Source organism: Variovorax sp. BGA-UO-ETr-C22 (assembly GCF_059567965.1).
Map to the genome: position 1 here is coordinate 217442 of NZ_JCAQPA010000011.1, position 13751 is coordinate 231192.

The 13751-nt window shown below is 69.2% G+C and carries 14 protein-coding genes and 1 tRNA gene; 9 read left to right on the forward strand and 6 right to left on the reverse strand.

Annotated features, from left to right (window positions below; all coding sequences use genetic code 11):
• Window positions 1–106 precede the first annotated feature (106 nt).
• Complete coding sequence (locus AC57B8_RS20860; protein ID WP_354346120.1) at window positions 107–2071, forward strand: adenylate/guanylate cyclase domain-containing protein; 1965 nt, start codon at window positions 107–109, stop codon at window positions 2069–2071.
• A 43-nt stretch (window positions 2072–2114) separates the two neighbouring features.
• Here AC57B8_RS20860 and AC57B8_RS20865 read toward each other — a convergent pair whose 3' ends face one another.
• Together AC57B8_RS20865 and AC57B8_RS20870 are read right to left on the reverse strand one after the other, a co-directional pair.
• Window positions 2115–2582 carry a YbaY family lipoprotein gene (locus AC57B8_RS20865; RefSeq protein ID WP_070061382.1) on the reverse strand — a complete coding sequence of 156 codons (468 nt, stop codon included), beginning with the start codon at window positions 2580–2582 and terminating at the stop codon, window positions 2115–2117.
• Between the two features lie 7 nt (window positions 2583–2589).
• Entirely contained in the window at window positions 2590–4584 is a 1995-nt protein-coding gene (locus AC57B8_RS20870) for an acetoacetate--CoA ligase (RefSeq protein WP_496480660.1), read from the reverse strand.
• 100 nt (window positions 4585–4684) lie between these two features.
• Here AC57B8_RS20870 and AC57B8_RS20875 point away from each other — a divergent pair, with 100 nt between their 5' ends.
• From AC57B8_RS20875 to fahA, 7 genes are read left to right on the forward strand one after another with little or no spacing between them, the layout of a single operon-like run.
• Window positions 4685–5455: a TetR/AcrR family transcriptional regulator gene (locus AC57B8_RS20875; protein WP_496480661.1), complete on the forward strand. Its 771-nt coding sequence runs from the start codon at window positions 4685–4687 to the stop codon at window positions 5453–5455.
• Complete coding sequence (locus AC57B8_RS20880) at window positions 5452–6399, forward strand: ABC transporter substrate-binding protein (protein ID WP_354346114.1); 948 nt, start codon at window positions 5452–5454, stop codon at window positions 6397–6399. The genes AC57B8_RS20875 and AC57B8_RS20880 overlap by 4 nt, the downstream gene beginning before the upstream one ends.
• Window positions 6396–7181 carry an ABC transporter ATP-binding protein gene (locus tag AC57B8_RS20885; RefSeq protein ID WP_139703481.1) on the forward strand — a complete coding sequence of 262 codons (786 nt, stop codon included), beginning with the start codon at window positions 6396–6398 and terminating at the stop codon, window positions 7179–7181. The genes AC57B8_RS20880 and AC57B8_RS20885 overlap by 4 nt, the downstream gene beginning before the upstream one ends.
• On the forward strand, window positions 7174–7944 hold the full coding sequence (locus tag AC57B8_RS20890) for an ABC transporter permease (RefSeq protein ID WP_496480662.1): 771 nt from the start codon (window positions 7174–7176) through the stop codon (window positions 7942–7944). The genes AC57B8_RS20885 and AC57B8_RS20890 overlap by 8 nt, the downstream gene beginning before the upstream one ends.
• Window positions 7941–8735 carry an ABC transporter permease gene (locus AC57B8_RS20895; RefSeq protein ID WP_496480663.1) on the forward strand — a complete coding sequence of 265 codons (795 nt, stop codon included), beginning with the start codon at window positions 7941–7943 and terminating at the stop codon, window positions 8733–8735. Before AC57B8_RS20890 ends, AC57B8_RS20895 begins: the two co-directional genes overlap by 4 nt.
• A 49-nt stretch (window positions 8736–8784) precedes the next feature.
• Window positions 8785–9591, forward strand: coding sequence for a cyclase family protein (locus AC57B8_RS20900; protein WP_095743084.1), 807 nt, complete (start codon window positions 8785–8787; stop codon window positions 9589–9591).
• Between the two features lie 2 nt (window positions 9592–9593).
• Complete coding sequence (gene fahA, locus AC57B8_RS20905) at window positions 9594–10916, forward strand: fumarylacetoacetase (protein ID WP_496480664.1); 1323 nt, start codon at window positions 9594–9596, stop codon at window positions 10914–10916.
• Window positions 10917–10971: 55 nt separating this feature from the next.
• Here the strand turns inward: fahA and AC57B8_RS20910 are convergent.
• From AC57B8_RS20910 to AC57B8_RS20920, 3 genes are all read right to left on the reverse strand, one after another.
• A tRNA-Gly gene (locus AC57B8_RS20910) sits at window positions 10972–11047 on the reverse strand.
• 63 nt (window positions 11048–11110) lie between these two features.
• A complete protein-coding gene (locus AC57B8_RS20915; protein WP_496480665.1) occupies window positions 11111–12013 on the reverse strand; it encodes an NAD(P)/FAD-dependent oxidoreductase in 903 nt (300 codons plus the stop codon).
• On the reverse strand, window positions 12003–12464 hold the full coding sequence (locus tag AC57B8_RS20920; RefSeq protein ID WP_496480666.1) for an RrF2 family transcriptional regulator: 462 nt from the start codon (window positions 12462–12464) through the stop codon (window positions 12003–12005). Before AC57B8_RS20920 ends, AC57B8_RS20915 begins: the two co-directional genes overlap by 11 nt.
• 249 nt (window positions 12465–12713) lie before the next feature.
• Between AC57B8_RS20920 and AC57B8_RS20925 the strand changes: the two genes are divergently transcribed.
• On the forward strand, window positions 12714–13190 hold the full coding sequence (locus tag AC57B8_RS20925; protein WP_496480667.1) for an adhesin: 477 nt from the start codon (window positions 12714–12716) through the stop codon (window positions 13188–13190).
• Window positions 13191–13295: 105 nt separating this feature from the next.
• Here the strand turns inward: AC57B8_RS20925 and AC57B8_RS20930 are convergent, their stop codons facing one another.
• Window positions 13296–13742 carry a MaoC family dehydratase gene (locus AC57B8_RS20930; RefSeq protein WP_062470325.1) on the reverse strand — a complete coding sequence of 149 codons (447 nt, stop codon included), beginning with the start codon at window positions 13740–13742 and terminating at the stop codon, window positions 13296–13298.
• Between the last annotated feature and the right edge of the window lie 9 nt (window positions 13743–13751).

Below are 13751 nucleotides of genomic sequence, written 5' to 3' on the forward strand. Positions count from 1 at the left end.
AGGATGGCCGGCGCACACGATCGGCCCCGCAACACCCTCCGGACGCCGGGCCACGACCTCGTGAGGAGGAGCCGGGGTCCGTTCCGAGTTGTCGTCAGGGAGCTGTATGTACAAGGAATCGTCCGGGCCTCCGGATGGGACGGGTCGCCCGTCTTTCGCGCACGTCACCACGCCGGTGCCACCATCCCCGTCCCCTTCCACCGCCGAGAGTCCGCCGCCCCGACGCCCGCGTCGCTTCCGGGTCGATGTCGGCTCCATCGTCAGTGCCGTAGCGCTCGCGCAGTCGCTGCTGCTGGTCACGCTGGGCTACTGGGGGTCGCAGCGGCTGGTGACGACGATCGGCACCTCGGCGCACAAGTCGAACCACGACCGCACTGAAGACAAGGTGCTGGCCTTCCTGGCCAAGGCCGAGTCGGCGGTCGGCGCGATCGGCAGCTCGCCCAGCCTCACGCCCGCGGGCGAGAACGTGGACCGCACGGCCGAGCTCCTGTGGACGCTGCTGCAGCAGTCGCCCGAACTCGACAGCGTCTACGTGGCGAACGTCGAGGGCAAGATGCTGATGGCGCTGCGCTACCCGGTGCCGGCGATCCGGCACATCGCGCGCGGCGACGGCTTCACCACCGAGACCTGGCAGTACAAGCTGCCGCTGGGCTCCGAGGCCGACGTGCAGCAGCGCTTTGCCACGCAGCGCGTGGAGGCCTACCGCAGCAACTACAACCCGACGCAGCGCAGCTGGTTCGTGCAGGCGCGCAAGACGCAGGGGCCGGTCTGGACCGTCCCCTACGTGTTCGCCGCCGCGCAGGAGCTGGGCGTGACCTACGCGCTGCCCAGCCAGCGCCGCCAGGCCGAAGGCAGCCCGCAGGCGATGGTGGTGGCGGGCGACGTGTCGCTGGGCCGGCTGTCGGAGTTCGTGCGCCTGTTCAGCCGCAACGGCAACGGCAACAGCGCGCTGCTCAGTGCCGACCACAAAGTGCTCGCGCGCAGCGACATGCCGGGCGTTCTGCACACGCTGGAGGCGCCCACGGGCGCGCTCGGTGCACTGAACGCGCAGATGGTGGCCGACGGCATCGCCGGCAGCGGCAGCGACAAGGCCTTCGCCTTCAGCCACGAAGGCCGGCGCTACCTGGTGCAGGCCTCGCGCATTCCCGCCACCGGCTGGCAGTTGGTGAGCTGGGTGCCCGAAGACGTGCTGCTGGGTGGCCTGCGGCGCGCGGTGGCGTGGTCGCTGCTGCTGGCGCTGGTGTTCCTGGGGCTGGCGCTGTACATGTCGCTCAAGCTCTCAAAGCTGGTGACGGCGCCGGTCGAGAACCTCTCGCGCATCGCGCACCGCATCGGCCGCCTCGAGCTCGACGACCTGCCGCGCGAGCCCAGCCGCGTGCTCGAGATCCAGCACCTGGACCAGGCGCTCGACGATTCGGCGCGCAGCCTCAAGGCCTTCAGCAAGTTCGTGCCGGTGGACGTGATCAACCAGCTGGTGGCGCAGGGCCACGCGCTCGCGCCCAACGGCTCGCCGCGCCAGGTGACGGTGATGTTCACCGACGTGGAAGGCTTCACGTCGATCTCCGAATCGATCGCGGCCGATGTGCTGGTGCGCCAGCTGACCGAGTACTTCAACCTCGCGGCCGCGGTGTTCGCGCGCCACGGCGGCGTGATCGACAAGTTCATCGGCGACGGCATCATGGTGCTGTGGGGCGCGCCGGCCGACCTGGAAGACGCCGAGTACAAGGCCTGCTGCGCCGCACTCGAGCTGCACGCCGAGATGCATCAGCTCAACCGGCAGTGGGCCGAACAGGGCCTGCCCGAGTTCCGCACGCACATCGGCATTCACACGGGCGTGGTGGTGGCGGGGGTGCTGGGCTCGAACGACCGGCTGTCGTACACGGCGTTCGGCGACGTGGTGAACGTGGCCAGCCGCATCGAAGGCGCGAACCGCCAGCTGGGCACGCGCATGCTGATTTCGGAAGTCACCTACGCGGCCCTGAACGGCCGGCTGGCCACGCGGCGCATCGAAGAGCTGGTGGAGCTGCGCGGCCGGCAGACGCGCATGGTGCTGCACGAGTTGCTGACCTGATCTGAACTGACCCGCGCGAACGTCGTGTCGCGCGGGTGCTCGATCAGCGCGAGGGGCGCGGCGGCGGCGGTGGCGTGGCCACGCGCACCAGCATCAGGTTGGCGGTGGTGCCGTTGCCCTGCGTGAGCACCGAATACTGCGTGTCGTTGATGAACAGCAGCTGCTCGCCGCGCGTGATGCGCGCCGCCACGGCGTAGCGCATGCGCGGGTCGATGCGCGCGGCATCGACGCTGAGCTCGAAGGCGAAGGGCGGCTGCTTGCCGTTGGCGGGAATGCGCTGCTCGGCGAGCACGACCGAGGGCGCGTCCATGCGCGACACGTCGAGCAGTTGCACGCGCACTTCGGCCGCGGGGTCGAGCGCGATGCGCTCGCGGTAGGCCACGGTGCCCGTCACGCGCAGCGGTGCGGCGGCGGGTTGGGCCGGCGTGCCCGGCGAGCCGCCCGCGCAGGCGCTCAGGACGGAGGCGCCGGCAACGGCGGAGAGCATGAGGAGGCTGGTGCGTCTTTTCATCGCCCCATTATGCGGAGGCCCGCTGTGCGGCGAAAGCCACATACCAGTCCAGGCTGCCGGGGTTTGCCATCGCCTCGCGGTTCACGACCTTCTCGATGGGCTGGCCCAGCAGCAGCTTCTTGATCGGCAGCTCCTGCTTCTTGCCCGACAGCGTGCGCGGAATCTCGGCCACCTGGAAGATGTCGTTGGGCACGAAGCGCGGCGACAGCGAGGTCTTGATCGCACTGTTGATGCGCGCGCGCATGGCGTCGTCGAGCGCCACGCCGGGGCGCAGCACCACGAACAGCGGCATGTAGCTGTCGCGGCCCAGGTATTCGAGGTCGACCACCATCGAGTCGAGCACCTCGGGCAGGCCTTCGACCGCGCTGTAGATTTCGCTCGTGCCCATGCGCAGGCCCTGGCGGTTGATGGTGGCGTCGCTGCGGCCGTAGATGATGCAGCCGCCGTCGCTGCCGATCTTGATCCAGTCACCGTGGCGCCACACGCCAGGGTAGGTGTCGAAGTAGCTCGACACATAACGTGCGTTGCCTTCGTCGCCCCAGAAGTACAGCGGCATCGACGGAATGGGCTGCGTGCACACCAGCTCGCCGACCTCGCCGATGACCGGCTGGCCCTGCTCGTTCCAGGCCTCGACCGCATGGCCGAGTTCGCGGCACTGCATCTGGCCCGGCACTTCGGGCAGCTCGCGGTTGCCGCCGACGAAGGCGCCGCAGAAGTCGGTGCCGCCCGAGATGTTGCACCACCACACCTCTTTCGAGCCCGCATCGAGGATCTGCTGCGAGCCCCAGCGCTGCACCTCGTCGGGCAATGGCGAGCCGGTGCTGCCGAGCGCGCGCACGCGCGACAGGTCGCCGCAGTCTTTCGCGACGAGCCCCGCCTTCATGCAGTTGGTGAAGTAGGCCGCGCCCGCGCCGAAGAAGGTGACGCGGTGCTTGGCGACGAAGCGCCACAGCACGCCCCAGTCGGGCTTGTCCTTGCTGCCCGCCGGGTTGCCGTCGTAGATGCAGATGGTGGCGCCGAAGGCCAGGCCCGAGAGCTGCGAGTTCCACATCACCCAGCCCGTGGAGCTGTACCAGTGGTAGCGCTCGCCGAAGTTGTTGGCACCGTAGCTCGCGCCCACGTCGTTGTGCAGGCCGCAGGCGTGCATGGTCAGCAAGATGCCGCCCTGCCCGTGCACGATGGGCTTGGGAAGGCCGGTGGTGCCGCTTGAATAGACGATCCAGATCGGGTGGTCGAAGGGCAGCCACTCGGGCTCGAAGGCTGCGACTTCGGCATCGTCGCGCGCGATGGCCTGCTGCCATTCGACGTCATGCGCCACCGCGTTCGCAGCGAAGGGCGACTGCACGAGCAGCAGCTTCTGCACACTCGGCAGCTGACCGCGCAGCTCCTGCAGCACGGTGCTGCGGTCCAGCGGCTTGCCGCCGTAGTGCACGCCGTCGACCGCGATCAGCAGCGTGGGTTCGATCTGGCGGAAGCGGTCGGCCACGGCGGCCGTGCCCATGTCAGGCGCGCACACGCTCCATACCGCGCCGATGCTGGAGCACGCGAGGAACGCCACCATGGTCTCGGGCACGTTCGGCATGTAGGCGGCCACGCGGTCGCCGCGGCGCACGCCGAGCGACTTCAGCGTGAGCGCCACCGCGGCCACCTGCCGGCGCAGTTCGGGCCACGACAGCTCGCGCACCTCGCCGCGTTCGTTGTCGCTCACGATGGCGGGCAGGCCGGCCGCATGGGCCGCGTCGGCGTGGCGCAGCACCTCGCGCGTGTAGTTGACCTGCGCACCGGGAAACCAGCGCGCACCGGGCATGCGGCGTTCGGCGAGCACCGCGGTGTGCGGCGTGGGCGAGCGCAGGCCGGCGTAGTCCCAGATGCTCTGCCAGAAGGCGTCCAGGTCGGTGACGGACCAGCGCCACAGCGCGTCGTAGCTGTCGAAGGCCAGGCCGCGCGTGTCGCGCAGCCAGTTCTGATAAAGGCGGATCTGGGGGATGTTGGGAGCGGGCATGCCACGAGCGTAGCGCCGCGAACGGCCGTGCTCAATGAGGGTTGACCTCAGGGTTTGTACGTGTGTTCAACATTTTTGTACAGCCGTTCAATACGCCCCCATGAACGCTCGCACACCGCCGGCCCGAAAACGCAGCGCCTCGCCTGCATCACGCGCCTCGACCGTCGCGCCCGAGGCCGCCCGGCCCGACCGCCGCCAGGCGATCCTGCTGGCGGCCGAGAAGCTCTTCGCACAGCACGGCTACCACGCCGTGACGATCCGCCAGATCGCCGAAGAAGCCGGCGTGCCGCTCGCGCTGGTGGGCTACTACTTCGGCCCGAAGCACGAGCTGTTCCACGCGATCTTCGAACACTGGAGCCACAGCATCGAGGAGCGGCTGGCGCGCCTGGCGGCCGTGACCATCGACCCCGACGACGCGCGCACGCTGCCGCGCATCATCGAAGCCTTCACCGCGCCCGTGCTGGCGCTGCGCGCGAGCACCGAGGGCGAGTACTACGCACTGCTGGTGGCGCGCGAGCTGTACCACGCCACCGAGGAAGCCGACCGCGTGCTGCGCGGCTACTTCGATCCGCTGGCCGAAGCCTACATCGACGCACTGCACGTGGCGCTGCCGCACGCCACGCGCAGCCAGGTCGCATGGGGCTACCAGTTCGCGCTGGGCGCGCTGCTGCACCACCTGACCGACAGCCGCATCGAACGGCTCTCGCGCGGCGAGAACACGCGCGCCGACCCGGCCGTGGCGCCGATGCTCGTGAACTTCATCGCCGGCGGCCTGCGCGCCGCGCTGCCGAAACCGAAAGCGGCCGCCAAGGCCGCCGCCGCCAAGCCCTCACGCACGAAAAAGACCATCCCCAGGAGACCCCAGCCATGATGAAAAGACGCACCCTGCTGTCGGCGCTCGCGGCCGCATCGGCCACCGCCACGTTGCCTTCGCGCGCCCAGCAGGCCCACCCGAAGATCGTGTTCGGCTACACCGCGGTGACCGACTTCGCCTCGGTCTTCGTGGCGGCCGAAGAGGGCTACTTCAAGAAGCGCAGCCTCGACGTGGAGCTGAAGTTCATTCCGCTGAACTCCACCATCCCGGCCGCGCTGCAGTCCGACTCGCTGCAGATCGGCGGGCCCACGCCCTCGGTGTTCCTGCAGGCGGTGGACGGCGGGCTCGACCTGGTGCTGGTGGCCGGCGGCGGTCTCACCTCGAAGACGATCACGGGCTTCGGCCTCGTGGCACGCGCGGGCTCGGGCATCAAGAGCGCGCAGGACTGCGTGGGCAAGAAGATCGGCGTGCCGGGGCTCGGTGCCTTCCTGCACGTGACCTTCCGGGCGTGGCTGAAGGACAGCGGCGTCGACTACCGCAAGGTGAACTTCATCGAGGCCGCGTTCCCGCAGCATGCCGACCTGCTGCGCGGCGGCTCGGTCGACGCGGTGGTGTCGGCCGACCCGTTCATGAGCCGCATCACCGAGAGCGGCGCGGGCTACGTGGCCTCGTACTACTCGACCTTCCTGCCCGAGAACAACCAGACCATCGTGCACGCGGCCAAGCGCGAGTGGGTGGCGAAGAACCCCGCCACGGCGCGCGCCTTCCGCGAGGCGCTGGTCGAGGCCGGCGCCTTCATCCAGCAGCCGAAGAACGACGCCAAGGTGCGCACGGCCATCGGCAAGTACATCAAGCTGCCGCCCGAGGTGCTGGCCAAGGTGCAGGTCTCGCCGCCCGGCCCGGTCGTCACCGACAAGCAGCTGGGCTACTGGACCGGGCTCATGAAGGAGCAGGACATGCTCAAGACGAACATCGACGTTGCGAAGCTGATCGCCAAGTGAGCGCAGCCGCCGATTCCTTCCTGCGCTTCGACGGCGTCACCATCCGCCTCGGCGGGCGCGAGATCCTGTCGCCCACCTCGTTCGACGTGGCGCGCGGCGAGTTCGTGTGCATCGTCGGCCCGAGCGGCTGCGGCAAGACCACGCTGCTGCGCGCGGCCAGCGGCCTTGTCACGGCCAGCGCCGGCGAGGTGCGGCGCAAGGGCGTGCCGATGACGGCGCCCTCACGCGAAGTGGCCTTCGTGTTCCAGGACTACGGCCGCGCGCTGCTGCCGTGGCGCACGGTCGAAGGCAATGTGAGCCTGGCGCTCGAGGCCGCCGGCGTGCCCGCGGCCGAGCGCGCACCGCGCATCGCCGACGTGCTCGGCAAGGTCGGGCTCGCCAAGCACGCGCACAAGTTTCCGGTGCAGCTGTCGGGCGGCATGCAGCAACGCGCGCAGATTGCGCGCTGCCTCGCGCAGAAGCCCGAGCTGATGATGATGGACGAGCCCTTCGGCGCGCTGGATGCACTCACGCGCCAGAGCCTGCAGGATGAGTTGGCGCGGCTGGTGCGCGACGATGGGCTCACGGTGCTGTTCGTCACGCACGACCTGGAAGAAGCCATCTACCTCGGCGACCGCGTGATCGCGCTGCAGGCCAACCCCGGGCCGGGGCGGCCGAGCCTGGCGCGGATGATCGACGTGAAGATCCCGCGCCCGCGCGACCAGCTCACGACCAAGGAGCATCCGGAGTACCTGCAGTTGCGGCGTGAACTGTTCGCCTTCATCGAGCAGGGCCATGACTGAAGGCCTCGTCTTCCGCTGGCTGCGGCCGTGGGTGTTTCCCGCGCTGCTGGTCGGTGCCTTCGAGTGGTACGCGCGGCGCGCGGCGGCGTTGGGCAGCGATGCGCTCGCACCGCCGAGTGCGGCGGCCAAGGCCTTCGTCGGCGCTGCGATGGACGGCTCGCTCTGGCAGGCCACGGGCTTCACGCTCGGCACGGCGGCGCTCGGCCTGCTGCTGGGTGCGGTGCTCGGCATTGCATTCGGGCTGGTGCTCGGGCTCTCGCGCCGCGCGGCGCAGCTGGGCGCCGTGTCCATCGAGGTGCTGCGCCCCGTGCCTTCCGTCGCGCTGATCCCGCTTGCGATGCTGGGCTTCGGTTTCGGCGTGCGCATGGAGGTGGCCATCGTCGCCTTCGCCACCTTCTGGCCGCTGCTGGTGCTGGTGCAGTCGGCGGTGCAGCAGATCGAGCCCCGGCTGCTCGAGGTGAGCCGCGTGCTCGGGCTGTCGGCGCGCGAACGCGCCTTCAAGATCGTGCTGCCGGCCATCGTGCCTCGCCTGTTCGTCGCGCTGCGCCTCGGCGTGGCGGTCGCGCTGGTGGTGGCGGTGACGGTCGAGATCGCCGCGAATCCGCACGGCATGGGCTACGCGATGATGATCGCGCAGCAGAGCTTCGACCCTGCGCTGATGCTCGCGTGGCTGGGCTGGATCGGCATGGTGGGCTTCGCGGTCAACGCGGGCATGGTGCGCCTGCAATCCCTGGTCGCGCGACGCATGGGGGTGCAGCCATGAACAACAACCGCAACGACCGACTGGGTCTGGGGTGGCTGGGCTCCGTGGCCGTGCTGCTCGCACTGGTCGCGCTGTGGTGGGTGGCGAGCAACGCGGGCTGGGTCAGCCGCGTGTTTTTGCCGACGCCGCAGGCCACCTTCGCGAGCCTGCTCGAAGGGCTCAATCTCTCTTCGGGCAACGATGGCAACGGCGAACTGCTGGCCTTCACGCAGGCCACGATCGGCCGCATGGTCGAAGGCTGGTTGCTCGCATCGCTGTTCGGCGTGCTGCTGGGCGCGGCCATCGGCGTGTCGCCCGCGGTGCGTGCGTGGGTGCAGCCGACGCTGGAGTTCATCCGTCCGCTGCCTGCTTCGGCGCTGCTGCCGCTGGCCATTTCGATCTTCGGACTGAACCCCGGCATGGTGCTGTTCGTGGTCGCCTTCGGCGCGATGTGGCCGGTGCTGCTGGCCACGGTGCACGGCTTCGCGGCGGTGGAGCCGCGCCTGTCGGAGGTGGCGCGCTGCCTGCAGATGTCGCGCACCGCGTACATCTGGAAGATGGGCCTGCCCAACGCCATGCCCGACATCCTGGCCGGCATGCGGCTGGCACTGACCATTGCGCTGATCGTCGCGGTGGTGGGCGAAATGATCGCCTCGCAAAGCGGTCTGGGCCAGGCCATCCTGCTGGCGGCGCGCGCCTTCCGCGCCAGCGATCTGTTCGCCGGCATCGTGCTGCTCGGGCTCATCGGCTTCGTGAGCAACGCGCTGCTGGCCTTGGCCGAAAAGCGCCTGCTGCGCTGGCAGCAGCCCTGACCGATTCGATCGATTCCTTCAAAACCTACACCCCACAAGGAGCCTCGCCATGCCACGCAAGTTCGTCGACCTGTCGATCTTTCTCGAAAACGACGTGCTGTCCGATCCGCCGGCCTTCGCGCCGAAGATCCAGTACTTCACGCACGAGCACACCTTCGAGCAGATCGAGCCCTTCTTTCCCGGCCTGAAGAAAGAAGACCTGCCCGACGGCGAAGGCTGGGCCGTGGAGCTGGTGCAGCTGTCCACGCACAACGGGACGCACCTCGATGCGCCCTATCACTTTCACTCGACCATGGACAAGGCGCTGGGCGAGAAGAAGCCCGCCATCGCCATCCACGACGTGCCGCTCGAATGGTGCTTCCAGCCCGGCGTGAAGCTCGACTTTCGCCACTTCGCCGACGGCTATGTGGTGACGGCCGCCGATGTCGAGGCCGAGCTCAAGCGCATCAACCACACGCTGAGCCCGCTGGAGATCGTGGTGGTCAACACGCGCGCCGGCTCGCGCTACGGCAACCCCGACTATGTGTCGGCCGGCGCGGGCATGGGCTACGAAGCCACCATGTACCTGCTGGAGCGCGGCGTGCGCCTCACGGGCACCGACGCGTGGAGCTGGGACGCGCCCTTCGTGCACACCGCCAAGAAGTACGGCGAGACGCACGACGCCTCGCTGATCTGGGAAGGCCACAAGGCCGGGCGCGACATCGGCTACTGCCACATCGAGAAGCTGCACAACCTCGAGGTGCTGCCGCCCACGGGCTTTTTCATCAGCTGCTTCCCGCACAAGATCCGCGGCGCCTCGGCGGGCTGGACGCGCGCGGTGGCGATCTTCGATGACGCGCTGATGGCGTCGGTGTGAACATGATCGAACTCAACCACACGCACGACGCCGGCGCCCGCAGTTGGGTCGCATCCGCCAACGTCGCGGGCAGCGACTTTCCGATCCAGAACCTGCCGTATGCGATGTTCCGCCGCACCGGCAGCCCCGAACCGTTTCGCGGCGGCGTGGCCATCGGCGACCAGGTGCTCGACCTCGCGGCGCTGGCTGCGGGCTCGCACGTCGACGGCCTCGCGCTCGATGCGGCACGCGCCGCCGCCCTGCCCGCGCTGAACGATTTCTTCGCGCTCGGCCCGCCCGCCTGGCAGGCGCTGCGCCATGCGGTCTTCGCGCTGCTGCACAGCGATGCGCCGGCCGCGACCGCGAACGACCTGCGCGGCTGCCTCGTGCCGCAGGCCGAGGTCGAATACACCGTGCCCGCGCGCATCGGCGACTACACCGACTTCTACACCTCGATCGACCACGCGCTGAACATCAGCCGCCTGATGAACCCCGACGGCGACGTCACGCCCAACTTCCGCTGGGTGCCGACGGCGTACCACGGGCGCGTGTCGACCATCGGCGTGAGCGGCCAGCGCTTTCACCGGCCGATGGGCCAGGCCATGGCGCCCGGCGCGAAGGCGCCGACCTACCAGGCCTGCGCGCGGCTCGACTACGAGCTGGAGCTGGGCGTGTGGATCGGCCAGGGCAATGCGCAGGGCGAGGCGATTCCGCTCGCGCGCGCGGAAGACCACATCTTCGGTCTCTGCCTGCTCAACGACTGGTCGGCGCGCGACATCCAGTTCTGGGAGATGGCGCCGCTCGGGCCCTTCCTGGCAAAGAACTTCGCCACCACGATCTCGCCGTGGATCGTGACGATGGAAGCGCTGGCGCCCTACCGCCATGCGTGGACGCGGCCCGTGAACGAGCCGCAACCGCTGGCCTACCTGGAGAGCAGCGCGAACCGCGAGGGCGGGGCACTCGACATCCAGCTCGAGGTCTGGCTCGAAAGCGAAAAGGCGCGCCAGCAGAAGACAGGGCCGTCGCGCCTGTCGGCCACGAGCTTCCGGCACCAGTACTGGAGCATTGCGCAGATGGTGGCGCACCACACGGTGGGCGGCTGCAGCCTGAACCCGGGCGACCTGTTCGGCAGCGGCACCATCTCGGGCCCCGGCGAGGGCGAGGCCGGCGCGATCATCGAGCTGACGCGCGCGGCCCAAACCCCGGTGACGCTGGCCAACGGCGAGACGCGCGGTTTCCTGGAAGACGGGGATGCGGTGCTGCTGCGCGGCTGGTGCGAGAAGCCCGGCCATGCGCGCATCGGTTTCGGCGAGAGCCGGGGGACCGTGCTGCCGGCGCGAGGTTGAAAGCGACGCGCCAATAAAAAAGGCCACCTGATGAGGTGGCCTTTTTCATGCGATTTGGAGCGGGAAAAGAGTCTCGAACTCTCGACCTCAACCTTGGCAAGGTTGCGCTCTACCAACTGAGCTATTCCCGCGTGAGCCTCAGATTATAGGGTGGTTTGAGGCTGTTTGCCATCTTCCCCCGAAAAAATTTGAAATCAGGCGCCGAACACCAGCGCGCGGTGCATCGACACCCCGGCGAACAGCCCGTCGGCCGAGGCCAGCGTGGCGTTGGAAAAAGCCATCGCCACGTCGCCCGCCGCGTACACGCCGGGCACCGTGGTCGTCTTCATCGCATCGACGCGCAGCACCCGGCCGGTCGGGCCGTCGTCGAACGCGCAGCCCAGCTGCTCGGCCAGCGGACTGGTCGGCCGCGTGTGCGGCGCCACGAACAACGCCTCGATCGGCACGCGCCGGCCGTCGTCGAGACGCACGGCCGCGAGGTTCGTCCCCTGCCCTTCGAGGCCGGCGATGCGCCCGGGCTCCACGGCCACGCCGCGTGATTGCAGCCGGGCGCGTGCCTCGGCATCCGGCCCCGCGTCGCCATTCAGGAAGAGCGTGGTCGGGCCCCACTCGGAGATCAGCAGCGCGTGATCCGGCGGATGCGCGCTGTGAAAGAGCACGCCCAGCGGACGGTCGCCAAACTCGTAGCCGTGGCAATAAGGACAGTGCAACACGCTTTGGCCCCAGCGCTCGCCGAGGCCCGCGATGTCCGGCAGGCCGTCCTGCACGCCGAAGGCCAGCAGCAGCTTGCGCGTCGACAGCTGTTCCCCGCTGTTCAACGAAACCGTGAAGCCCTCCGTGCCATCGGCCGTCGCCGCAGTCACCGTGCCTTCGACGAAGGTGACGGACGGATAGGCGAGCAGCTTGTCGCGCGCATCGGCAATCATCTGCAGCGGCGGCATGCCGTCCTGCCCGAAGAAGCCATGCGAGGCTGCGGCGAAACGGTTGCGCGGCGCGCCCGCGTCGACCACGCAGACCTTCCTGCGTGCGCGCGCCAGTTGCATGGCGGCGGAGAGGCCGGCAAAGCTGCCGCCCACGATGAGTGCGTCAAAACGCATGTGCGATGTCCTTCGCGGTGAAGCCGCCGCCCGTCATGCGGCGATGAAAGTCCCTGGAGAGATCGGCCAGCGTGATCCCGTTGAGCCGCCGCAGCAGCAGCGCCTCGGCCTCCTGGCAGGCGCCGTCGAGCGCCGCGTTCACCGCCTGCTCGACGATGCAGCCCGGGCTCTCGGTGCGATTGCCCATGGCCAGCAGCGCAGGCGCACCGACGGCGTTGTGGATGTCGCCCAGCGTCACCGAATTCAACGAGCACGACAGCACCCAGCCGCCGCCATGCCCCTTGGCCGAGCTGACGAAGCCGGCCTGCCGCAGGCCCGCCATGAGCCGACGCACGACCACGGGGTTGGTCTGCATCGCCGCGGCGAGCGCCTCGGAGGTGATGGGGGCGTTCAGCTCGGCCATGTGCAGCAGCACGTGGAGCACGCCGGAAAGCTTGCTGTCTCTTTTCATGCAACATTATTAGTTGCATGTTTTCGATGCCGCGGCGCATCGCGCCCAGAAACCCCGGATCGGGCGGGGATTTGCAAACGCCGCCCTAACGCACGAGCCCCCGATTCCGTCGACGGCCGATTCCCACAGCGTCGGGCGAACGCGCCGCACATGGCGACAACCTGCCGGCCCGTCATGGTTGCCCCCGAATCGATCGAACCCCGGTCGGTTCTGCAAACCGTGACTCAGCAACGAAAGGAACTGTCACTCATGACTACACATGCAACCAACCGCATCTTCATCGGCGCCATGCTGGCGGGCCTGCTGGCCCTCGGCGGGACGGCCCAGGCGCAAGGCGTCGGGGTCGGCGTGGGGGTCAACGCCGATGTGAAGGCCTCGGGCAGCACCGGCGCGACGCCACAAGGCAGCGCAGCAGGCGCACGCACGCAGACCGGTGCGTCGGCCGATGCCAACGCGGACACCTCCACCACCGGCGCGACCGGCGGCGTGGGCAATGCCGTCGGTGGCGTGCTCGGCACGGCCACGGGTGCGGTCGGCGGTGCCACCGGCGCCGTGGGCGGCGCGACGCAAGCCGTCGGCGGTGTGACCAACACCGTGGGCAGCACCGTGAACAGCGCGACCGGTGCCGCTGGCGCCGTGGGCGGCGCCGTGAAACCGGCCACGGCCGGTGCCAAGGCGAGCGGCAAGGCGCAGGGCTCGGGCGCGGTCGACCTGCACAAGAAGTAAGTCGCACCCCGCATCGCTGCAGCGGCCGGACGCGGCGGCTGCAGCACATCGCTCCGCAACAAGAAATCAAGCCCGCAGCGCTAGCGCGTTGCGGGCTTGTGTCGTTCAGAGGTCGGGTGCGGGCAGCTTGAAGAGGCTGGTGACTTCGGTGTCGAGCACCACCAGCGCGCGCTGGTTGAACAGCCGCCAGCGCCAGCGCAGGATGCCCAGCGTGGGGCGCTTCTCGGAACGGCGCACCTCGATCACATCGGCCACGAGCCGCAGCGCATCGCCGGGTCGCACGGGGTTCGGCCAGCGCACGTGCTCGAGCCCGGGCGACGCGAACGATTCGGAACCGGCCAGCGCCGCCTCGACCACCAGCCGCATCGCGATCGAGCAGGTGTGCCAGCCGCTCGCGATGAGCCCGCCGAAGGGGCTGCCGGCCGCCGCCTCGGCGTCGGTGTGAAACCACTGCGGGTCGTAGGCCCGCGCGAACTGCACGAGTTCGGCTTCGGTGAGCACATAAGGCCCGGCCTCGATGACCTGGCCTGCGTGGAAGTCGGCGAACTGCATCCGTCGCAG